The organism is Pedobacter aquae (assembly GCF_008195825.1).
GTDB lineage: Bacteria > Bacteroidota > Bacteroidia > Sphingobacteriales > Sphingobacteriaceae > Pseudopedobacter > Pseudopedobacter aquae.
On record NZ_CP043329.1, the window covers coordinates 1,117,850 to 1,140,118 of the forward strand.

At 34.4% G+C, this 22,269-nt stretch carries 19 protein-coding genes; 14 read left to right on the forward strand and 5 right to left on the reverse strand.

Features of this window, described 5'->3' with window-relative positions; translation table 11 throughout:
• Position 1 precedes the first annotated feature (1 nt).
• The 4 genes from FYC62_RS04910 (at position 2) to FYC62_RS04925 (ending at position 4,617) form a co-directional block, all read left to right on the forward strand.
• Positions 2-1,780: a chloride channel protein gene (locus FYC62_RS04910; RefSeq protein ID WP_149074142.1), complete on the forward strand. Its 1,779-nt coding sequence runs from the start codon at positions 2-4 to the stop codon at positions 1,778-1,780.
• A complete protein-coding gene (gene hemF / locus FYC62_RS04915) occupies positions 1,780-2,688 on the forward strand; it encodes an oxygen-dependent coproporphyrinogen oxidase (RefSeq protein WP_149074143.1) in 909 nt (302 codons plus the stop codon). Before FYC62_RS04910 ends, hemF begins: the two co-directional genes overlap by 1 nt.
• 45 nt (positions 2,689-2,733) lie before the next feature.
• A complete protein-coding gene (locus FYC62_RS04920; protein WP_149074144.1) occupies positions 2,734-3,267 on the forward strand; it encodes a pyridoxamine 5'-phosphate oxidase family protein in 534 nt (177 codons plus the stop codon).
• Positions 3,268-3,447: 180 nt separating this feature from the next.
• Positions 3,448-4,617, forward strand: a complete 1,170-nt coding sequence (locus FYC62_RS04925) for a hypothetical protein (RefSeq protein WP_149074145.1) — start codon at positions 3,448-3,450, stop codon at positions 4,615-4,617.
• A 4-nt stretch (positions 4,618-4,621) separates the two neighbouring features.
• Here the strand turns inward: FYC62_RS04925 and dctA are convergent, their stop codons facing one another.
• Positions 4,622-5,866 carry a C4-dicarboxylate transporter DctA gene (dctA, locus tag FYC62_RS04930; RefSeq protein ID WP_149074146.1) on the reverse strand — a complete coding sequence of 415 codons (1,245 nt, stop codon included), beginning with the start codon at positions 5,864-5,866 and terminating at the stop codon, positions 4,622-4,624.
• A gap of 117 nt (positions 5,867-5,983) precedes the next feature.
• Here dctA and FYC62_RS04935 point away from each other — a divergent pair, with 117 nt between their 5' ends.
• The 5 genes from FYC62_RS04935 to FYC62_RS04955 are packed head-to-tail and all read left to right on the forward strand — an operon-like array spanning position 5,984 to position 9,968.
• Positions 5,984-6,802 carry a hypothetical protein gene (locus FYC62_RS04935; RefSeq protein ID WP_149074147.1) on the forward strand — a complete coding sequence of 273 codons (819 nt, stop codon included), beginning with the start codon at positions 5,984-5,986 and terminating at the stop codon, positions 6,800-6,802.
• A gap of 45 nt (positions 6,803-6,847) precedes the next feature.
• Positions 6,848-7,750 carry a histone deacetylase family protein gene (locus FYC62_RS04940; protein WP_149074148.1) on the forward strand — a complete coding sequence of 301 codons (903 nt, stop codon included), beginning with the start codon at positions 6,848-6,850 and terminating at the stop codon, positions 7,748-7,750.
• Between the two features lie 3 nt (positions 7,751-7,753).
• The gene (locus FYC62_RS04945; protein ID WP_039453775.1) at positions 7,754-8,809 is read left to right on the forward strand and encodes a nucleoid-associated protein; all 1,056 of its coding nucleotides are present in this window, start codon (positions 7,754-7,756) and stop codon (positions 8,807-8,809) included.
• Positions 8,810-8,824: 15 nt separating this feature from the next.
• Positions 8,825-9,598, forward strand: coding sequence for a HipA family kinase (locus FYC62_RS04950; RefSeq protein WP_149074149.1), 774 nt, complete (start codon positions 8,825-8,827; stop codon positions 9,596-9,598).
• The gene (locus FYC62_RS04955) at positions 9,585-9,968 is read left to right on the forward strand and encodes a DUF3037 domain-containing protein (protein ID WP_149074150.1); all 384 of its coding nucleotides are present in this window, start codon (positions 9,585-9,587) and stop codon (positions 9,966-9,968) included. Before FYC62_RS04950 ends, FYC62_RS04955 begins: the two co-directional genes overlap by 14 nt.
• Positions 9,969-9,988: 20 nt before the next feature.
• Here the strand turns inward: FYC62_RS04955 and FYC62_RS04960 are convergent, their stop codons facing one another.
• Positions 9,989-10,213 (reverse strand): hypothetical protein, encoded by a 225-nt coding sequence (locus tag FYC62_RS04960; RefSeq protein WP_149074151.1) that lies wholly within the window; start codon positions 10,211-10,213, stop codon positions 9,989-9,991.
• Positions 10,214-10,565: 352 nt separating this feature from the next.
• A complete protein-coding gene (locus FYC62_RS04965; protein WP_149074152.1) occupies positions 10,566-11,501 on the reverse strand; it encodes a hypothetical protein in 936 nt (311 codons plus the stop codon).
• A gap of 989 nt (positions 11,502-12,490) precedes the next feature.
• Here FYC62_RS04965 and FYC62_RS04970 point away from each other — a divergent pair.
• Positions 12,491-12,790, forward strand: a complete 300-nt coding sequence (locus tag FYC62_RS04970) for a hypothetical protein (RefSeq protein WP_149074153.1) — start codon at positions 12,491-12,493, stop codon at positions 12,788-12,790.
• A 6-nt stretch (positions 12,791-12,796) separates the two neighbouring features.
• Complete coding sequence (locus FYC62_RS04975; protein ID WP_149074154.1) at positions 12,797-13,552, forward strand: methylamine utilization protein MauJ; 756 nt, start codon at positions 12,797-12,799, stop codon at positions 13,550-13,552.
• A gap of 167 nt (positions 13,553-13,719) precedes the next feature.
• On the opposite strand, the gene FYC62_RS04980 is transcribed toward FYC62_RS04975, so the two are convergent.
• A complete protein-coding gene (locus FYC62_RS04980; RefSeq protein ID WP_149074155.1) occupies positions 13,720-15,270 on the reverse strand; it encodes an IS1182 family transposase in 1,551 nt (516 codons plus the stop codon).
• A gap of 572 nt (positions 15,271-15,842) precedes the next feature.
• Between FYC62_RS04980 and FYC62_RS04985 the strand changes: the two genes are divergently transcribed.
• From FYC62_RS04985 to FYC62_RS05000, 3 genes are all read left to right on the forward strand, one after another.
• Positions 15,843-17,324: a metallophosphoesterase family protein gene (locus tag FYC62_RS04985; RefSeq protein WP_149074156.1), complete on the forward strand. Its 1,482-nt coding sequence runs from the start codon at positions 15,843-15,845 to the stop codon at positions 17,322-17,324.
• A complete protein-coding gene (locus tag FYC62_RS04990) occupies positions 17,321-19,645 on the forward strand; it encodes an ATP-binding protein (protein WP_149074157.1) in 2,325 nt (774 codons plus the stop codon). The genes FYC62_RS04985 and FYC62_RS04990 overlap by 4 nt, the downstream gene beginning before the upstream one ends.
• A 394-nt stretch (positions 19,646-20,039) precedes the next feature.
• Complete coding sequence (locus FYC62_RS05000) at positions 20,040-21,044, forward strand: transposase (protein ID WP_205943790.1); 1,005 nt, start codon at positions 20,040-20,042, stop codon at positions 21,042-21,044.
• Between the two features lie 15 nt (positions 21,045-21,059).
• Here the strand turns inward: FYC62_RS05000 and FYC62_RS05005 are convergent.
• Positions 21,060-22,201, reverse strand: a protein-coding gene (locus tag FYC62_RS05005; protein WP_394348895.1) for an IS3 family transposase whose coding sequence is annotated in 2 segments (ribosomal slippage) — positions 21,060-21,940 and positions 21,940-22,201 — 1,143 coding nt in all. Because the reading frame shifts where the segments join, the coding sequence is not laid out codon by codon here.
• Positions 22,202-22,269 lie beyond the last annotated feature (68 nt).

Here is a 22,269-nt window from a genome sequence, read left to right on the forward strand (position 1 = left end):
TATGAAGTTTTGGAACCAGCATAAATTTATCATCAGGTCAATTCATCAACGCCTTAGTAGAAATCAGTTTTTGATTTTATCTGGCGTATTGGTTGGCTTATCTGCCGGTACCGCCGCTATTTTGCTCAAATCTATGGTACATTACATCCATGTACTGGTAAATAATCAGTTAGAAGTTTTTAACTATCCATATCTTAATCTTTTTTTACCCTTAACGGGGATATTAATTACCGTTTGGGTGGTTCGTAAATTTCTGAAAGGTAAAGATGGGAGAGGCGTAGCCAATATTCTATTAGATATAGCGCAAAGGTCTGGTGTTATTCCAAAGTTTAAAATGTACAGTCAGGTAATTGCAAGCGCTATAACTGTTGGTTTTGGTGGTTCATCGGGTTTAGAGGGACCTATAGCGGTTACAGGTGCTGCAATAGGTTCTAATTATGCCAGAACTTACAGATTAACCTACCGAGAGCGTATTTTATTATTGGCCTGTGGCGCATCCGCTGGTATAGCAGCGGTTTTTAATGCCCCCATAACAGGCTTAATGTTTGCTGTTGAGGTTATTTTGGTTGGTGTAGTTTTCTCTGATTTTATCCCCCTAATTATCTCTGCCGTTTCTGGTGCTTTAATCTCTAAAATCATTTTAAATGATGATATTCTTTTCGAGTTTAGGAGCTTAAAAGAGTTTGACCATAGTAATGTACCGTATTACATCCTTTTAGGTGTATTTAGCGGTTTGGTGGCTGTTTATTATTCTCGGGTATCTAGAAAAATAGATTATATTTTTCATCACCAACTAAAATGGAGTCCTTATAACAAAGCTATTTTAGGAGGATTAATTATTGCTTTATTATGCTTTATTTTTCCACCATTATTTGGCGAAGGCTACGGAGCTGTTAAATTCTTAGCCTCAAATAATCCAGAAGGCTTGTTAAAAGGTACATTTTTTAATATCCCAACAGAAAACAGCTGGATGATTATCCTTTTTACTGGTTTAATATTCCTAACCAAGGTTTTAGCAACCAGTTTCACCTTGGCAAGTGGTGGTAGTGGAGGTAATTTTGCACCTTCTTTATTTACTGGTGCTTTTATGGGCTTCTTTTTTGCTTCCTTGTTTAATAAAATGGGTTTCAATACTTTACCTGTCAATAATTTTACCTTGGTAGGGATGTGTGGTGTATTAAGTGGCGTTATGTATGCCCCTTTAACAGGGATATTTCTAATAGCCGAAATCACAGGCGGTTATGAGTTAATGATTCCTTTGATGTTGGTAGCTACATCTTCTTACGTTATTGCTAAGGTTTTTGAACCTCATTCTATGGATGTTAAAGATTTGATTGAGGATAAGAAAATATTTACCGACAATTATGATGAGAATATCTTAAGCTTAATAAAAATTCATGAGATATTAGAAACAGAGTATGATGAAATTTCGACAGAAAGTAAACTGGCAGATTTATTATGGGTACTTAAAAATTCTGACCATCAATTGATTATTTGTAAAGATAAACATCAGAAATTTGCAGGCTTTATTTGGTTTGAAAAAGTTAAAAAGGTTTTATTAGATACCGAGTTACAGCATAAACTTACCATTGAAGAACTTGTGACTAAAACATCAGTAAAACTAAAATTAGAAGATAATATATCAGAAATGGTTGGTTACTTTGATAAAACAGATTTATTGTATTTACCAGTTTTTGATGATGATACTTTTGTAGGTGTCATTTCTAAAACCAAATTACTTGCTGCATACAGAAACAAATTAAGATTAACATTAAGCTGATGCTAAAAAAAGAACACATTGCCGAAGAGTACAAGAATATTCAACAAGAAATAACCGATGCCTTAGAAGCATTAGATGGTGCTGCTTTGTTTGAAGAGGAGAACTGGGAGCGAAACGGCGGTGGCGGTGGTAGAAGCAGGGTTCTACAAAACGGTGCTTTGATAGAAAAAGGTGGTGTTAATTTTTCTGCTGTACATGGCAAACTTCCTGATGCTATTAAAAAAGCCTTTAAAACCGATAAAGAAGAGTTTTTTGCTACAGGAGTTTCTATAGTTTTGCATCCGCATAATCCTTGGGTGCCTATTATCCACATGAATATTAGGTATTTTGAAATGGAAAGCGATGGCCAAGAATCTATCCGTTGGTTTGGTGGTGGTATAGATGTTACCCCGCATTATGTTATACCTGAGGATGCTAAATTCTTTCATCAAACCATGAAAAAAGTTTGTGATGATACCAACCCTGAGTTTTATCCAAAATTCAAAAAATGGGCTGATGATTATTTTTTCATCAAGCACCGACAAGAAACCAGAGGTATTGGCGGTATTTTTTACGATAGGTTAACGCCCGAAAGTACTGGTAATAGCTGGACAGAGATTTTTGATTTTTCTAAAGCTGTTGGTCGTTCTTTTGCTAAGATTTATACTTATTTAGCCAATCAAAACAGAAATAAACACTTCACTTTAGAAGAAAAGCAATGGCAATATCAACGTAGAAGCAGGTATGCCGAGTTTAATTTAGTATACGATTCTGGTACAAAATTCGGATTAGAAACCGATGGACGAATAGAATCTATCCTGATGAGTATGCCTCCAATGGCTGCTTGGGTTTATGATTATAAAACGCCAGCAGGTAGCAAAGAAGAAGAAACTTTAAACTTGCTTAAAAAAGATATCAACTGGGTTTAATGGCTATGGAACAGTCTTTGTATTTCTACAACAAAAACAAAGACTATGGAAAACCAACAAGCATCAGAAAATAACCATACCCAATCTCTATCTGGTAAAGAAGCTATTGCTAAACTTACAGAATTGGCAGAAGGCGCAAAAACTTGCTTTTTTTGTACCAGTATAAAAACAGGTTTGCCTTTAACAGCTTCGCCTATGGAGTTGTTAAAAGTAGACAATGAAGGTAATCTTTGGTTTATGAGTACTAAAGACAGCCAAAGAAATCAAGAATTACAAACCGACCCTTTCACACACCTTTTCTTTCAAGAGCATCAGCATGCTGGCTTTTTAAATGTTTATGGTATATCAGAAATTATCCTTGATAAAGCTAAAATTGAAGAGTTATGGAAACCTTTACATAAAGTTTGGTTTCAAGAAGGTGTTGATGACCCAAATATTAGTCTTATAAAAGTTGTACCTACACAATCTTATTATTGGGACACCAAAAACGGGCAGGTAGTGGCTTTTGCAAAAATGGCACTGTCTTTGGTAACAGGTAAAACAATGGATGACAGTGTAGAAGGTAAATTGGAATTATAAAAACATCATAAAATAAGTTTGGGATTTAAGGCTTCGTTACTAACGAGGCCTTATTTTTTTGATTAAAATTAAAAACCTATGACATGAATTTAATGTTAATTTTATGTAAATTTAAAATAACCAAATTATTAACACATCGTGAAAGGTTTTACAAGATATTGCTTTCTTATCTTTTTTTTGATGTTTTTCTCTCTTTTAAAACAAGAGGTAAAAGCGCAGAATTTTGCCTTTCAGTTTTATGATGAAACCTTTAATTTCTCTACTGATGCATCTTTAGATATTCCTTTTGATGACGGACTTACCGCAGCATCTATTAGTCAGTTTTATAATCGTTTAAATAAAGGTAATTACCAAGCTATTATACAAACCTTAACGCAATACAAAGAAAAAAAACAGCTGAACGATTGGTTTTATTATCAATTAATTAGAAAAACAGCTCAACAAATAAGTCCAAAAGAAGATAATTATGAGCGTTATACGCTTTACAAATGGTTTTTGCTGGCAAAATCTGGCTATGATACTAAACTAGCTATAGGCCCTGGACAATTGTTGTTTTATGTTTGGAGTGATGAAGACATTGCCGACATCCCTTATTACTTAGAGGACGATAAGCAAATGATGTGTTTAAATTTTCATGATTACAAACAGGCTGATTATGCAAAAGATAAAATCATCCCGGTAAAATTAAATGTACCCGAAGCTACTAAAGCCTTTTCTTACAAGGTAACGCAAATACCAGATTTTAAGCCAGAAGATTATCGTGAAAAACAATTAGCCTTTAATTATCGACAAAAGGCGTATCATTTTAAAATAAAGCTTAACGCCGATATTCAGGCTATTTTTAAGAACTATCCGGGTGTTAATTTTGAGTCTTATTTTAATATTCCTTTAAGCAGAGAGACCTACAGCTCTTTAATTCCATATTTAAAGCATAATTTGAAAGGAATGAGTCAAAAGAAAGGTGTTGATTATTTGATGAGATTCACTAGAAATGCTTTTTTATACGAGAATGATGAGCAAAACTTTGGTAAAGAGAAGCGTTTATCGCCAGAACAAACCTTGTTTCAAGAATATAGCGACTGCGATGATAGGGTAGCCTTATTTTTTTATCTGGTAAAGGAGATTTATAATTTACCCATGATAGCTTTATTGTATCCTTCGCATATTACCATGGCGGTTAAATTTGATAAACCTATTGGAGAAGCCATAGAATATAAAGGAGAAAAATATAGCGTTTGCGAGCCCACTCCACAGAGAAAAGACTTAAAAATTGGTCAAATAGCTCCAGAGTTTCAGCATCAAAACTTTCAGGTAGTTTATCAATATCACCCTGGAAGTATCAACAACTAAATCGTTAGTTCTGATCAGCTAAAGCCAACTTATTTTTCTCTTCGTCAAACTCTTTCTCACTTTTGGCAACCACAATTGCAGCTACGCCATTACCAATTAAATTGGTGATAGATCTTGCCTCACTCATAAACCTATCAACACCAAGAAGAATAGCTAAACCTTCTGTTGGGATAACTTTTAAAGCGGTTAGGGTAGAAGCTAAGACAATAAAACCACTTCCTGTAACTCCGGCAGCACCTTTACTGGTAATCATTAAAATCCCTATAATGGTGAGTTGCTGCGTAAAACTTAAATCAACACCAAATACTTGAGCCAAGAAAACGGTACACATCACCAAATAAATGGTTGTTCCATCTAAATTAAAAGAATAGCCCGTAGGGATAACCAAACCCACCACAGATTTAGAACAGCCAAAACGCTCCATTTTATCTAGCATATTTGGTAATACAGATTCTGATGAAGACGTACCTAAAACGATAAGTATTTCTTGTCTGATAAACTTGAGATACTGCCACAAACTAAATTTATAGAAATAGCAAATCAGGTTTAGGGCTATGAAAATAAACAAGGCCATAGTAGCATAAACAGATACCATCAGTTTTCCCAAAGGCATTAATGCATCTAAACCATAAGTTCCAATGGTATAGGCCATCCCGCCAAAAGCACCAACCGGAGCCAGTTTCATGATAAATTTCATGATATTGAAGAACACCTTAGAAAGCCTGTCAAAAGTTAATAGTAAACTTTGCCCTGTTGTACCCATTTGGGTTAAAGCCAAACCAAATAAAATAGAGAAGAAAAGCACCTGCAAAATATCGCCCTCAGCAAAAGCATTAATAACATTAGAAGGCACTATATGAGTAAAAAACTCTAGCCATTTAATACCCTCGGCAGTTTCAACGTATTGATTAACCTTTTCATTAGCAGTGCCATTAAAGGCAAAACCATCTCCGGGTTTAACCCAATTCACAATAAAAAGTCCGAAGAAAAGGGCAAAAGTGGTTACAATCTCAAAATAAAGTAATGCCTTGCCGCCCACACGACCAACTTTTTTCATATCGCCCATACTGGCAATACCCAAAACAATGGTAAAGAAGATAATTGGCGCTATCACCATCTTTATCATATTGATAAATGTTTCGCTCAATATACGAGCGGTATCAGCAAACTCAGGAAAGAATATACCGGTTAAAATACCAGCAACTATAGCAATTAATACTAACGCTGTTAAGTTTTTAAAAATTTTCAATTTCTTGTGATTTGGTTTTATAACTAAAGTAAGGAATTATTTTAAACAGAAAAGTTAATAATGGCATTAAAACTGTCTTGCTAAACATAATCATCCACATTTTGTTAAATTTATATCATGAAAAAAGTAAGAACACTAGCTTGGCTAAATTTCATAGTTTACGTTTTGGCCTTTACCGCTTCTCAGTTATCGCAACTTAACCTTATTGGAAATGGTAATATGGGCGATATTTCTAAAAAATACGACACTGTTTTCACCCCGGCGGGCATAACTTTTGCCATTTGGGGAATTATTTATCTAGGTTTATTCGCCTTCACGATTTATCATCTTAGACAAGCCTACCAAAAAGATATCCATGCAGAGCCTAATCAAGTAATACAAAAAATAGGTTATTGGTTTATGATTAATAATGCTGCAACTTTTATTTGGGTTTTTGTTTGGTTAAACGAATATATTGGTCTTGCTTTAGTGATGATGATGATACAGTTGATTTCTTTAATAAAAATCAATATCAGTATCAATACATTTAATCCTGCTAAAAGCTTGTCTTCTAGGTTGTTTACCCAAATCCCTTTAAGTATTTATTTCGCTTGGATTTGCATAGCCACCATCGCCAATACATCTGTTTTTTTATATAGCATCAATTGGGATGGGGGTGTTTCCGGCTCCTTATGGACGATTATCCTGATAGCTGTAGCTTCATTATTAGCTTTTTATATCATCCGCTTTAAGCGTAACCCCTATTTTGGTTTAGTAGTGATTTGGGCTTTTTACGGCATACAATTGAAAAGAACGCAGGTAGATGCAGCCATGTATGAAACTGTTATTCAGGCCGCTTGGTTTGGTTTAGGCTTTATAAGTATTGCAGTTATCATTCAATTCATCAGTAACTATTACATAGTCAAGAAAGAAAAACCTGCCGAATTGGTTCCATAACACAGATGATAAGCTTATTTTCGTTGCTAAATTTCTTAACTTTTAATGCTTAAAATAGCTTACGATTCTATTTATGCCCATCCTTTGCCAGAGGGACATCGTTTCCCTATGCTGAAATATGAGCTTATTCCGCTACAACTTAAACATGAAGGTATCATCACGCAAGAGAATTTATACGCTCCCGATATTTTAGATGAAGAAATTGTACTCTTAACCCACGAAAAACAATACTGGGAAAAGCTTAAAAATTTATCCTTAACCTATCAGGAAGAGAAAAGAACAGGTTTTCCGCTATCAGCACAATTGGTAGAAAGAGAATTGCGTATTGCCCAAGGTACTATTGATGGCTGTTTTTATGCTATTGAAAATGGCGTGGCTTTTAATGTTGCTGGCGGTACACACCATGCTGGCAGCAATTGGGGAGAAGGTTTTTGTTTGTTAAACGACCAAGCTATAGCAGCTAATTATCTTATACATAAGCAAATATCCAAATCTATTTTAATTGTTGATTTAGATGTTCATCAAGGCAATGGTACCGCTCAAATATTTCAAAACAATCCTCAGGTTTTTACTTTTTCTGTTCATGGCGATAAAAATTTCCCTTTTAGAAAAGAACAGTCTGATGTAGATGTTCCTTTACCAGATGGCGTTGAAGATGATGAATATTTAACCATGCTCGACCAAAAATTAGATGAAGTATTTGATAAAGCTAAGCCCGATTTTGTTTTTTACCTTTCCGGAGTTGATGTTTTGGCTACCGATAAATTGGGTAAACTGGCTTTAAGCCCCGCAGCCTGCCAAAAAAGAGATGAAATGGTGTTTAAAAAATGCTTGGCTCAACAGCTTCCTGTTCAGGTAAGTATGGGTGGTGGCTACTCGCCCAATATAAAAGATATTGTTGATGCCCACTGCAATACCTTTAAAGTGGCAAATGATTTATATTTTTAGGGCATGATTACATTTTTTGAATCCGATTTAGAGCATATCTCTGTCCATAAAGTAGGAAATAAAGTACAAGACGAATATTTTACCCTTTCTGATAGCACCTTACACATACAAGACGAGTTTCTAAGAAATTTATTGATGCAGTATTTCCTAAAACCTTTTGAAAAGGTAAATGAGGTTTACCGTTTTATGCATTCTAGCGATTTAGCTTTAAATGAAATCTATCATTTTGCTAGTCAGATTTTTAAAGATACCACCAATTTTCATGAGCTTAGTCAGCAAATAACCCGTCATTTATACGATATTTCAAACCATCCAAAAATAAAATCGGGCGAGGTTTATATCGCTTTGTTTCACGATGTACAAATAGAAGGAGAGCTTCATCAGGCTTTAGGCATCTTTAAATCAGAAACCAAAGAAACTTACATGAAGGTTTACCCTGATGCTGGCGGCTTTGCTTTAACCTATGAACAAGAGGCTATCAACATCCAAAAACTAGATAAAGGTTGTTTAATTTTAAATACCGATAAAGAAGAAGGCTATAAAGTGGTGGTGATAGACCAAACCAACAAAACACAAGAAGCCGCAGTGTATTGGAAAGATGATTTCCTGAAACTAAAAATCAGAAACGATAACTTTAACCAAACCAATAATTACCTAAGTTTATACAAGAACTTTGTTAACGAGAAAATAGACGAGCAATTTGAAGTATCAAAACCAGATAAGATTGATTTATTAAACAAATCCATCAAATACTTTAAAGAAAAAGAACAGTTTGATTTTAACGAGTTTTCTGAAGAAGTTATTGGAAACGAAACCGCTGCAACATCATTTAAAGCAATGGTTCAGAATTTTGAGCAAGAGTTTGATACCCCTATAGGAGAGCGCTTTGATATTTCTACACAAGCCGTAAAAAAGCAAAGTAGCGCCTATAAAACAGTTTTAAAATTGGATAAAAACTTCCATGTTTATATCCATGGCGATAGACAATTGATAGAAAATGGCTTTGATGATAGCAAAGGCATGAATTATTATAAAATTTATTATAAAGAAGAAAAATAGCTGATATTTAGCTTGATGATGGAATTAAGGAAAGTAACGGTCACCAGATATGTAACTCCTTTAAGAGAAGGCGGTTCTATGCCTGCTATTGCCGAAGCGGATGATGGTTTTCTTTATGTTTTAAAATTTAGAGGTGCTGGCCAAGGTACAAATGCTTTAATTGCCGAATTGATAGGAGGGGAACTAGCCCGTAAATTGGGTTTTAAAATACCAGAGCTTGTTTTTGCAGATTTAGATGAGGCTTTTGGTCGTACCGAGCCTGATGAAGAAATTCAGGATTTGCTAAAATTTAGTACCGGATTAAACCTAGCTTTACATTACCTGTCTGGTTCTATCACCTACGACCCTGGCGTGTATCAGGTGGATCCTCTTTTGGCCTCAAAAATTGTTTGGTTAGATGCTTTCTTAATGAATATGGACCGTACCGCCAGAAATACCAATATGCTATGGTGGCACAAAGAGCTTTGGTTAATAGACCATGGTGCTTCTTTATATTTTCATCATTCTTGGGATAATTGGCAAGAGCAAGCAAAAAAATCTTTTACGCTAATTAAAGACCATGTTTTATTAAAGCAAGCTACCAAGCTTGATGAAGCACATGCCATTTTTAAAGCACAAATTACCCCCAATATTTTAGAAGAAATTGTACAGCTTATTCCTGATGATTGGTTAAATGGAACTTATTTTAACAATCCGGAAGAATACAGAAATGCTTATTTAGCCTTTTTAACTACTCGATTAAATCATGCCGATAACTTTTTAGAAGCCGCCAAAAATGCAAGAGCGTAATTTATATGAGTATGCGATTATTCGCCTTGTCCCTAAAGTAGAAAGAGAAGAATTTCTAAATATTGGGGTGGTATTGTATTGCGCTAAAGCTAAATTCTTAAAAGCTGTTTTTTATATAGATGAAAACAGATTAAGAGCATTTCCATCAGCTGTAGAAATTGATGATTTAAAGCAACACCTGCATATATTTGATTGTATTTGTAAAGGCCAAAATTGCGATTCGCCCATTGCCCAGTTGGATTTACCCTCTCGTTTTAGATGGTTAACCGCCACCAGAAGCACTATTTTACAATGTTCTAAAGTACATCCGGGTTTAACCCAAAACCCTGAGGAAACTTTAAGTCAATTACTAGAGCAATTTGTGAAGTAAGTTTTATCTATTGTAGAACTCTAGATTTTGATAGTTAATATTAGATAAGTAGCTAAATAAACTAGGAAAGAGATATAATCAATATAGTTTATCTTCCTATTGTCAAAAACATCAACATTTGACCCTCTAGATGGTGCAACGAATTCTTGTTTTTGAATTTTAATATTCACAAATCTTAAAACTTGAAAAACGATCAATAAAATAAATACGTTTCTTAAACCTAAAGCAGCATTACTATTGCCCATTTCTAAGTTTGGATTATTTTTAATCCCTAAATAAAAGAGAAATTGTATTAAGCTTATCCCAAGCCAAATCAAATAACTTGATAAGTTTCTTAAGGATTTAAAGCTGAATAAATACAAAAAAAGATGGTTGAAAATATATAATAAAATAACATTTTATTATTTGTATCAGTAGAATTTACATAGTTATAAAATACAAATACGATGATACTTATGAATACATATATAATAAATGTAAGCCTATCGTATTTATTTAAGTTTTCGAAATAAAAGAGCTTTTTATGCATTTACTTGGTTTAAATAGTTTAATCACGAACAAATGAAATGTTTTAATTTTAAAATTCATTAAAAATACCTATTCTATCTTTCCTTTTACATAGAGTGTTACCAAAGAAGCATGCTTAATGCCTAATGTATTTCCCGGCTCAATCTTTAGCATATTGGCTAAATAAACATCCAAAATACCTTGGAAAACTTTTCTTTGAGCTTTTTCGGTATCCTCATCAAAAGTAGGGAAATCATACACCGTTAATTTACCCGATGTTTCTACAATAACCCTAAAGGCAAAATTAAATTCTTTATAAGCTTTGCTGATGTTTACCTCGTATTCTGGATATAAATAAGCATAAGATTTACTTTGCGATAAAGCTTTATCAAACGTACTGGTTTTCTCTACGCTAATATTTTTACTGATGGCTGTAAACTTCACAGGGTTACGGGCTGCAAATAAATAATTAGAATCTAGCGGATGTAAATTTGCCTGTTTAGCCCTCTCGGTAACAAATAAAGTATCTTGTTTACTTGGTTTTCTTAGTTCTGCAACTGTAGTTTTAAGCTTGTTTTTGATATAATTATCTGCATAAAAAGTCATGTAAACATTAGAGCGTACATCGTTTTTAACACGTAAACTTTGTACTTCTAAACGCTGCAAAACAATACTGTCTTTTGCTAAAGAAATTACACTAAACCATTCTTTAGCGAAATTATAATAGCTTTTATGATCGTGGTGGAGGTAAAAACCAACCATTTTATTCATGGTAGGACTAAAAACATCTACAGAATCTTGAGCTTGGAAAGCTAAAGTCCATTCGGGTTCTTGCTGAAAGCCTATCTCATTAAAAGATAATCCGTTTTTAAATTCCCTTCTCACTTCATGGAAAACTATCCCTTTTAAGTCTTCAAAAGTAAGTTCAGAGTTATTAACCGTATTTTTATCAGATGAAGAGCAAGCCGTAAGCCATACACAAAAAACGATAAGTAAATAGGAGAGCACTTTAATTTTTGATGTCATATAAATTTTTGGAAACGCAAAAATAAGATGTTTTTGTATTGGTGGTGAGTTTTATTGATTGATTTTTGATGGATTGAGTTTTGATTGATTTTTTAATTTTGAATTTTACCTTTTGAATTTTCCTTGTCATTGCGATGAGGAACGAAGAAGCAATCTATTTTTAATTATTGATTGAATTTTGATGGATTGAATGATTGATTAAGCTTTCCGCCTTCTGCTTTTTTGATTGATTTTTTAATTTTGAATTTTACCTTTTGAATTTCCCTCTGAATTTTTCCTTTTGAATTTTTAATCAACCACAGAGTACGCAGAGGACACAAAGCTGGGTGGAGACTTATAAAAGCTCTCTGTGAACTTTGAGCCCTCCGTGGTTAAAATAATTATAAGCTTCTAGTATGCAGAGTCGGTAAAATAAAAGAAGAAAATCAATTTCTGTATGATGATTTGGAGCTTTTTGTATTAAGCTTTATACACTAAAACGCCTTCGGCTTTACACCTTCTCCGTATCATGTTCGAGACTTGTTCGAGAAATAGCCCCATTTTTCCGAATGTGTCTGGGAGAAGCTCAGGAGAAGCCTCGAAGGAAGTATGGAGAAAACGTGGATAAAAGGTGGGGTATAGGTGGGCTATACGTGGACTTGTGTTAATAAATTTTCTTGATGATATAGATTGCTATAGAAAAGGTTAAACAAACATAGTGAATATAGTAGGTAATTAAAACAAAAATAGCTGAAAGAGGAATAATTATTACATAAACAAGATTTGTCTTTAATTTTTGACTTTCAATAAATATTTACTTACTTAGAATTAAAATCTAAATATGAAAATACCTGTGAATTTGGATGTAAATTATATTTTATATAAAGATTATAATAACATGATGAGTTGCACATATACCACTGTTTTATGTTGTATTTGTGCAACTTTATTGGACATATATACTAGTTAGCAGTAATTATAAACAACGACACAACGTAAAATCAAACATTATGGAGACAACAGAAAACGAACAACAAAAGCAACCAGAGCAAAACATCAGACTAGAAAGAATTTTTGGTATCATTTTATTGATACCACCAATTATTGGTGTTCTACTTTTTTGTTTAAACCTACTATCAAATGACTTAGGTGAAATTGTAGAAATGAGTAATCTTAGTTCTGAATGGACAGGATATATGAACTACTCAAGCGAAGGTGGTGGCGGTGGTTATACATCGGCTGCACCTATTTACCTTGGACTTATGGCAATTGCGGGAGCATTACTACTTAAAGGAACAGACAAAAAGTAAGCATAAATGAGAATTTATAACGTAGAACTTTTAGTTTCAGGACCTGTTACAGTTAGACGACAAATTAATTTTAATACCGACAAAGAACTTGATTTTGGTAATGTTTTTCGTAGCGACATTTCTATAAAAAAACACCAACAAGGGTTTGTAATATCTTCAACTGTTTATACAGCAGACCAAGACAGAGCCTATAAAGTTGCTTTGCTTTTCATTGGAAAAATGCTTGACATTTTATCACTTAAAACAAAGTCGACACTAAATGTAAGTTTGAATGAGTATAGACAAATTGCAGACAGAAATATAGTTCGGGCAGTAATTGACGAAGAGGAGTTCAGATTTTGCTTTGACCTTGCAAGACAACTCAACTTAAATGAAAATAAACTTCTAAGAGCATTTAGTTGGTATAGAAAAGGACTCTACACAGAAGACCCATTTGATAAGTTTTTAGCATTTTGGAATTCTATAAGTGTTGTCGCAGACGGTTATTGCAATGACAACGAAAGAACGAGACAAGGAATAATAAATAAGATTTGGGACTGCTTTGTTACACTATGGGGCGACTGTGCAAATTGGGAGTATATCAACGGTAACGACAGGTGGGTAAACGACAATAACGAAATACGCAATAAAATTGCACACGGTGGCGTAACAGTTGACATTCAATATGTAGAAAATGTAATTAATCAACTTGAAACAGTTCAGAACGTTGCATACAAATTCTTGACACAATGGGCAGACAGACTTGGCAGACGAATAGAATAACTACTGCTAACAGGCGTAACTGTTGCACAACTCACAAAATAGTTATATAAAATCATTTTATTAATTAAAGAAGCGTTATTTAAAGCTGATATAAGCGAGGCACATTTTTTTTGTTGTTTTATTGTTTGTAAAAAAAGCGAGTCTCTAAAAGGCTTATTTTAGTTCAGCTATAAAGGGATTAAGAAATTAAGTTTGGTATGCTGATTTAGCTTTAATACATCCACACTTAGGGTGTGATATTTAATTTTAGGACGAGAAAATTTCATTAATTTTTTCAGATTATAAGCCATAGCACTCATTAAGACGTGTTTATTAGCGCTGATCATCCCTCTGGTGTTTAGCCGCTTCAAATTCATGAAGTTTATTAAAGTACCTAGTACAGGTTCTACCGTTCTACTCCTTATTTTACTGATAGCTTTTGCGTATAGAGGATTAGCTTTCAGTTTTTGGTGCATACGGTCGTAATAGGGTTTGTCAATACTATCCTCAATCTTTTTGAATTTTGTAGCAGCCCCACAACAAGTGATTCTTAATGGGCAATCTTTGCAATCTGTTTCACTGCTTCTATAGCTTTTCTTTTGATAACCTTTACTATCAGTTTTTATTCCTTTGAAGGCTAATACGGCAAAATTTCCATTCTTCTTTTTACATTCATATTGGTTGAGTAGTTGATTGTATTCAAAGCCGTCTCTTTCGGCTTTATATTGACCAAAATTAGGGATGTAAGCATCAATATGATGGGCTTCACAGAAGGCGAGAGCCTCACCACTGCTATAACCAGCATCAGCGGTTATCTGATCAACAGGAATGTGATGTATGCTTAGGTTTTGTATAGTTTGCGATAAGATGTCTGCAAGGTTTTGGCTGTCTTTATTACCAGCGCTACTAGCACAAGCGGCAGTGATAACATGGTGAGCATCATCCACGGCAAGTTGTCCTGCATAATTGAGCTGTCTCGCTTTTCCTGGTTTGGTACTTATTTTAGCATCTGGATCAGTAGGAGAGTAATGGGTATGGTTACTGAGGTATTTAGGTCGAATGATATTTCCGTTTTCATCGACTTGTTTAGGATTATCCACATGTCCAGGCATTCCCTTGTATTCTTTCTCTTTCCAAGCATGGTGTCGCTCTACAGCCTTTTTGATACTAGCTTTAACTTTATATTCAGAGCCTTCGTTCAGCTCGTTTGCATATTGTTCTACATCGTCAATAATTTCTTTTTCTACTAAGCTATCCATACTAGCATTAGCTTTGATATAAGCACTATCTATAGCTTGACGCTTACCTCTGACCATTCCTTTTGCTATACAAAGGCTAAGTACTTTTTGAAATAATGATAGAAATACATCTTCCCCATAGAGCTGTCTTGTTCTAGAGATGGTAGAATGCCAAGGCAAAGCCTCATCTAAATCGTACTTTAAATACCATCTTACATCTAAACAATTAGCGCAGAAAGCAATAAGCTGCCTATCAGAATTGATATTATTGAGATATCCTACCAAACAAATCTTGAAGAAAACAAGCGGATCAATACTTTCTTGTCCTTCTTTACCATAGTAAGATAATGTTTCTTTATAGAGAAAATTTAAATCAAGAGTTTGTTCAAGCTTACGATAGAAATTATCAGCAGGAACCAAATCATTGATGTTAACTTGATAGATGATTTTAGGTTGAATATGTTTACGCCCTTGCATGAGTAAATATAGTAAAAATATCATTAAATAACTGATAAACAGGTTGTTAAATAGGATTTTTCTTATTGTATTTATTGATGTAGGTATGGTATATTTGGATGGTATAGGAAGTTGTGCAACAAGCACAGCCGTTTGCCGCAATGGGGGCTGATGTGGTTAAATCAAGTGCAGTGCTTCTATCAACATTTGTGCTTGGTTGACAGTGAAGTGCTCCGAAATCCCCCACTGCGGCAAGCGGCAAAACGTTATAGCCAATGGTAGGACGACCGTTCCAAAGACAACAAACCGACCAAAATTTAAACATTAAAAAAAGACAAACCATTTTGACAGGTGACCAAAAACAATCAGACCATATTACAAAAAGTCAGCATTTAAACCGACACGCTGACCAACACTATATTTTTTATTTTTTCCCCAACGCACAAAAAAAAATGAAATTGTGCCAACGCACAATTGGCACATTTGCAAGCCGCACAAGCCGACACACAAACCCAAGCTTGCAAAAGAGCCAATTCTCCCACCCACCACAGCATGACAATGACCGCCTTAAGGATGAAAAATCGTATCTTAACCGACTGAAAATTGAATTGAATTAGATGGCAGAGGCAAACAAGTTATCAATATTACATATCTCGGATTTGCACAGGAGTAAAGGCTGTGAAATTTCAAACGTTGCTTTGCTTTCATCTCTAGTGAAAGATAAGGACAGATACTCGATTTCAGAAAATCCGAAAATTAAAAGCCCCGATATTATTATCGTTAGTGGAGATGTTATTCGTGGCTCAATAAAACCTGATGGATCTGAAGAAGAGGTACTAAAACAATATGAGGAAGCAATTGTGTTTCTTAATGACTTAACTAATCACTTTCTTGATGGAAATAAAAACAGAATTGTAATTATTCCTGGAAACCATGATATTGATTGGAAATTTTCTAAAGAAAGCATGGAGAAAATTGAAAGCTCTGTGGTTCTGGATGAAAAAAATAACCTCAAATGGGAAATTTTAAAAGAAGCTTTAAATCAAACTTCAATCACCCGTTGGTCTTGGAAAGATTTATCGTTTTATAGAATATCAGATATTAGCAAGTACAATAGGAGACTGGAAGCCTTTGCAAATTTTTATCATAACTTTTATGAAGGTAAAAGAACATACAGCATAGAACCCAAAGAACAATTTGACATTTTTGATTTTCCTGAATTTAATCTTTCAATAGCTGCTTTCAACAGTTGTTATAACAATGACCATTTGAGACTCGTTGGCGACATTCATCCTGAATGTATAGCTAATGTTAACATGAAACTCCGTTCGTTACAAAAGAAAGGGAGATTAATTCTTTCGACTTGGCATCATAATACTAAAGGCTTACCATATGATTCAAATTATATGGACAATAGCAGACTTAAAAACTTTATTGAATCTGGTATTTCAATCGGATTTCATGGTCACCAACACAAAACAGAACTCATTCATGAATTTAGCGATGTAATAGAGCAAAAGAAAATTATTGTTTTTAGTGCTGGTACTTTATGCGGTGGTCCAAATGAATTGCCAGTTGGAAATAATCGCCAATATAATTTGATTGAAATAGTAAATAAGGATGAGAATCCAAATTTAGAAGTCACTTTACATGTCAGAGAAAAAACGGATTCCTCACCATTTGACAATCCAATTTGGACAGCGGGCAGAATTGATTCAAAAAATGTAAGTCATTATACTTTAGAAATTGAAAAACCAATTGCATCAGATATAAGTGGAACTTTCATTGATATTGAAAGATTAATACATGATAAAAATTATCAAGATGCTAAATCAACATTACTAACTCTTGATACAAAAGATGCTTTCGTAAGAAAATTTTTAGCTGAGTGCATTTTACAAACTGAAGATTTTGAATTAGCAATTAGAGTTTTCTCAGACCCTCAAACGGATGAGGAGGCAATTACTGTTTTAAATGCAGCTATACAATTAGGGAAGAAAGAGCAAATGAAAGCAGTAGCTGAGAAAATAAATTTAAATGCACCAACAGCTAAAGCAGTAACCGATTTAATCAAAAAAATTGAAGCAATTACAAAATGAGCAATACAAGCAAATTATCGTTTCAAATTGAAGTCAGAAGGGTTTTAGAAATTCTTTCTAATGACATATATGATTCTCCTTACGCACTTCTTCGTGAGAATATTCAAAATGGATATGATGCCATATTGATGAGAATGCAGTTGGATGGTGCAGGGTCATTTGAGCCAAAAATAATTGTAAATATAGATTCCAAATACATTACAATTGAGGACAATGGAATTGGAATGAATAAAGATGTTGTAAGCAATAATTTCTGGAAAGCAGGCTCTAGTGGAAAAAATAATGAAATTGCTCAAAAAGCTGGTGTTGTTGGAACTTTTGGAATTGGAGCAATGGCAAACTTCGGAGTTTGCAAATCAATAAAAGTAATTACTCACTATGCTGTAGGTGATGAAACAATTGAAACATTTGCCAACCGCGAGTCACTTTCCATTACGGAAGAATGCATTGATATTAAAACTTTTCAAGAAAAACGAGAAGCAGGTACTCAAATTATTGCGGAACTTGATGATGCCCTAAATTTAACTGTTCAAGGTGCAATCAGTTACCTCAATCCATACATAAAGCATTTAAACATTCCAGTAATTATTAATGGCTCAGTTGTAAGCCAAAACAAATACACAGATATTTTTGAAGTAAGACCTGAAAATCTATACAAAAACGAGACATATAATGTTATAACTCCTAACAATTCAAGCTTCACTCTTCAATTGAATTATACAAATCAAAATATTGTAAAAGTTTATTGTTCCAATATTATTAGAAATGCACAGCCAATTATCGGAGACATCGCTTTGTCACAAGGAGCTGGAGGCATTTATGGTCTAAGAAACTATTTTGGATTAGCTCCAATTCCAGTGTCAGGTTTTTTTAATTTAGGAGGCGTTGTAAACTTATCAATACTCCATCCTACAGCAGGTAGAGAAGCATTGAGTAGAGAAAGTATAGAATTGGTTTCTCAAATTATTAATACAATTGAAACAAAAATTGCTGAATCAATTTCAAATTTAGAAATATCAGATTTGAATTCAGGCTTTTTAAACTACGTTTCATCTAACAATAAATTTGAGCTTGCAAAGAATCTTAAAATAGTAGTACAACCAAACGATGAAAGATGGAATTTAAACAAAATCGCTCCTACAGTCGGTGGTAAAAAAGTTTATTATTATTCAGGCCGAGACTCTTCAACCATCTTACAATTTGGGAATGAGAATTCTTATTTAATGCTTCTAAGCCAAGATAACCCAAGAAGAAGAATTCAACTTGAATATATAAAACGTTTAGGGGTTGAAGAAGTGCCTGATAAAGCAAGAATTCTGAAAGTGTTTGAAACAAAGGATTTATCTTTTTCAGAAGTAACATTGATACTTCGTATTACGAATATCTTGAACGAAGATTATTTAATAGCCGACTCTAAGGTTTATATCGCAGACATAAGTCATCAAGTACCAAGTTTAGTAGAATACAAAGACAATATTGTTATAGTGTATTTATCGAGACAATCAAGTGCTGTTCAGCAAGTTCTTCAAATCTATTCTACCGACTGGTCTTTGTTTGGAAGTTTTGTTAAAGACTTTGTAAGAAATCATTTATACCAGAAATTTTCTGCATATGTGCCTTCTTCAACTAGACAAGGGGCTGATGCATTACATAAAATACTTATGAGAAACAGAGAACTCTACAAGTACGAATATTCCGACTTGGGTGCATTAGAATCTTTATTGTCAGAATACGTTTCAGGTGACATAGATTTTCCAGAAGTATTGAAAAAATCTACGACAATTATCAGAACACATTCTCAATTTGTAAGACAAAATCAAGTTGGAACGGTAGAGCAGGAAATTCCAAGTATAATTGAAAACAATGCTGCTGAAAAAATTACATTTGATGAGTATGGTGCAGTTCCACCAATAATTAGACGAGAAACAAAAACTGACAAGAAGATTTTAAAAACAGATAAGCCCTATCCACATCTTAACAATTTTTCATTATTCTTAAGTTTATCAGATAAGATTTTTAAAAGTCAATTGGAATTCTTTTTAGAACCACACACAACAAAAGTTATTTGGAGTATGCATAAAGTAGTGTACATTTTTACACATGCTTCAAATAATCTTTCACTATATTATGACATTGAATTAAAGGAAAAGCTATCTGACGAATCCACCGGTGGAAAAGCAGTTCCAACGACAACCATAATTACTGAAAATAGAATATTCATACCAATTATTACTGAACTAAATAATTACTTTGACATACATGAAGGGACAAAAGAATTTTATGTTAGATACGATATTATCACTGACTTTAATAACTCGTAAAAGCCATCGCACAGGCCAAAAATTGCAAAAGAGCTTCCACCTCACCGACCCAAAAGATAGTTTCAATTTTTTTTTCCAACGCTTTAAAAAATAAAAACGCACCTAACAGCCGACACGACAATGACACAGAAACTCAATACTGACAATGGTTTGCAAAGTCTGTGGACAAGAACCACTGGCTATAACAGCACCTACCCAAAAGGCGGGGTTTCGTGTTCCAAAGACAGTTTTGTGGTTAATCAAACATTAGTTTTTCAAATTAAATTTTGTGGTAAAAGTCCCGCCCTTCGGGTAGCCGCAAACCGTCAAACTGTCTAAAAACCTTCAATAACTTTTCCACATGATATTAATAATTATAGTGCTTATGTTATAGCGTTTCTTAGTATTTTGTAGTATGAAATTCATCACAGGAAGAGATAGGAACCAAACCGAGTTTTTTTGCTTAGAGCAAGCTATATCACAGGATCATGAAGTGCGTTTGATAGATTTGTTTGTGAACACGATAAAGATGTCTGAGCATGGTTTTGCTATGGATTTTATAGATAATGGTCGTCCTGCGTACCATCCGGCAGATCTACTAAAGCTTTTTATTTATGGTTATCTTAATAGAATTCGCTCTTCTAGGCAGCTAGAAAAAGAATGTCGTCGTAATATAGAGGTGATGTGGCTCATGAAAGGATTAGTACCAGACCATAACACGATCTCCAATTTCAGGAAAGACAATCCTAAAGCTATTCGAAAAGTGTTTTCTGCAACGGTAGCTTTAGCAAAAAATTTTGACCTGATAGGTGGAAAGTTGTTGGCAGGCGACAGTACTAAATTGCGAGCTCAAAACTCAAAGAAGAACAATTTCAATCCTGCAAAAATAGAAAGGCATATCGCTTACATTGATGATAAGCTAGAGCAGTATCAAACATTGCTAGCCCAAGAAGATGGTGATAGTTTGTCTACTGATAAAAAAGAACTGATAGAGAAAATAGGTAAACACCATAAGCAAAGGAATAAATACTTGGGCTTTAAAAAATCGCTTGAAGAAAGTGGAGAAGTACAGATCTCAACCTCAGACCCAGACAGTCGGCAGCTGATTACCCGAAACAATATTACAGAGGTTGCTTATAATGTACAGGCAACTATAGATAGCAAACACAACTTAGCTATAGATTTTAAAGTAACCAATCAGAACGATAGTAAGGCTATGGGAAATATGGTGCGAAGAACAAAAGCCATACTGGGAAAGAGCGATTTTACTATGCTTTACGATAAAGGCTACCATACAGGAACAGCGTTTGATTATGCCCATAAACTAGGGGTTGAAGTGATGGTAGCTATACCAGAGGTATCCTCGCATGCTCCGGATATAGTGTGTAGGCTCCCCATTTTTAGTACATATCAAAAATAGACTTTATTTATCAATTTATTTATTTGTTACACATTCTTCCAAGCTCGAATGGAGCGTAGCGGAATGAGGGCTTGGAAGAATGATATTTTTCAACCTATATGCTACCGGGCTTATTCCTCCCAGAGCATCATGTGGTCTTTCTGTATTATAATCCCATACCCATTCATCTGTTAGCTCTCTTACTTGGTCTATACTTTCAAAAAGGTGTGCATCTAATACATGCTCCCTATAGCTTCTGTTGAACCTTTCTATTAACGCATTTTGTGTTGGTTTTCCTGGTTGGATATATTTAAAGTCTATCTGGTTTATTTCACTCCATTCCTTAGTAAGCTTTGCTATAAACTCTGGCCCGTTATCCATCCTAATCTTATCGGGTCTGCCATGTTTAGCAATCAAGTGACCTAATACCCAAACTACTCTGCTGCTCTTTAATGAATAATCGGTCTCTATAAATAACACCTCGCGGTTGTAATCATCTATCACATTGAAAGAGCGAAACTTACGACCATTGCTTAATACATCACTCACAAAATCGATACTCCAGCAACGAGTAAAGCGCTCTGGTATAACAATAGGCTCTTTCACTCGTAGCGGTAAACGCTTTTTTGCTTTTCTCCGCAAAGGAAGACCCATTTGTTTATACACACGGTGCAATCTCTTATGGTTTACCTCATAACCACGGTTACGCAAGCGAAAGTATGCTTTCCAAAATCCCTCTCTTGGATGATCTGAGGACAGTTTGGATAGTGCATCTTCCAAAAACAAATCATCCTTTACTGAACGGTAATTTAGACTGCTGCGGCTTGTACCCAGAAGATGACACGCCTTGCTGATGCCACGGGGATACAACAAAATTACTTCCTTTACCAACTCCCTTTTTATGCAAGGCTTTAAAGCTTTTTTTCGATAATGTATTTGGCCATATCAAGCTCCAACGCCAAATCTGCATACATCCGCTTTAGCTTTGAGTTTTCCTCTTCCAATTGCTTCACTCGCTTCAGCTCACTGGCTTCCATACCTCCGTAGCGCTGACGCCACTTATAAAACGTTGCCTTGCTGACTCCATATTCGCGAACTATCGTATGGATGTCTTTGCCTTGATCGAATTCCTTTAGAATCCTCGATACTTGTTCTGGATTAAAATTGCTCTTTTTCATCTTGCAGTTTAAAGTTAACTATTCTACTTTTAAACCGTACTATTTTTGGGGGAGCTTACACTATAAAT

Coding starts and splice junctions, on each gene's coding strand:
- FYC62_RS05000 (WP_205943790.1), top strand. CDS start 20,040: ATGAAATTCATCACAGGAAGAGATAGGAACCAAACCGAGTTTTTTTGC.
- FYC62_RS04925 (WP_149074145.1), top strand. CDS start 3,448: ATGTTTTTCTCTCTTTTAAAACAAGAGGTAAAAGCGCAGAATTTTGCC.
- FYC62_RS04945 (WP_039453775.1), top strand. CDS start 7,754: ATGATTACATTTTTTGAATCCGATTTAGAGCATATCTCTGTCCATAAA.
- FYC62_RS04985 (WP_149074156.1), top strand. CDS start 15,843: ATGGCAGAGGCAAACAAGTTATCAATATTACATATCTCGGATTTGCAC.
- FYC62_RS04975 (WP_149074154.1), top strand. CDS start 12,797: ATGAGAATTTATAACGTAGAACTTTTAGTTTCAGGACCTGTTACAGTT.
- FYC62_RS04965 (WP_149074152.1), bottom strand. CDS start 11,501: ATGACATCAAAAATTAAAGTGCTCTCCTATTTACTTATCGTTTTTTGT.
- FYC62_RS04910 (WP_149074142.1), top strand. CDS start 2: ATGAAGTTTTGGAACCAGCATAAATTTATCATCAGGTCAATTCATCAA.
- FYC62_RS04955 (WP_149074150.1), top strand. CDS start 9,585: ATGCAAGAGCGTAATTTATATGAGTATGCGATTATTCGCCTTGTCCCT.
- FYC62_RS04950 (WP_149074149.1), top strand. CDS start 8,825: ATGATGGAATTAAGGAAAGTAACGGTCACCAGATATGTAACTCCTTTA.
- FYC62_RS04980 (WP_149074155.1), bottom strand. CDS start 15,270: ATGATATTTTTACTATATTTACTCATGCAAGGGCGTAAACATATTCAA.
- FYC62_RS04920 (WP_149074144.1), top strand. CDS start 2,734: ATGGAAAACCAACAAGCATCAGAAAATAACCATACCCAATCTCTATCT.
- FYC62_RS04940 (WP_149074148.1), top strand. CDS start 6,848: ATGCTTAAAATAGCTTACGATTCTATTTATGCCCATCCTTTGCCAGAG.
- FYC62_RS04935 (WP_149074147.1), top strand. CDS start 5,984: ATGAAAAAAGTAAGAACACTAGCTTGGCTAAATTTCATAGTTTACGTT.
- FYC62_RS04970 (WP_149074153.1), top strand. CDS start 12,491: ATGGAGACAACAGAAAACGAACAACAAAAGCAACCAGAGCAAAACATC.
- FYC62_RS04990 (WP_149074157.1), top strand. CDS start 17,321: ATGAGCAATACAAGCAAATTATCGTTTCAAATTGAAGTCAGAAGGGTT.
- FYC62_RS04960 (WP_149074151.1), bottom strand. CDS start 10,213: ATGGGCAATAGTAATGCTGCTTTAGGTTTAAGAAACGTATTTATTTTA.
- hemF (WP_149074143.1), top strand. CDS start 1,780: ATGCTAAAAAAAGAACACATTGCCGAAGAGTACAAGAATATTCAACAA.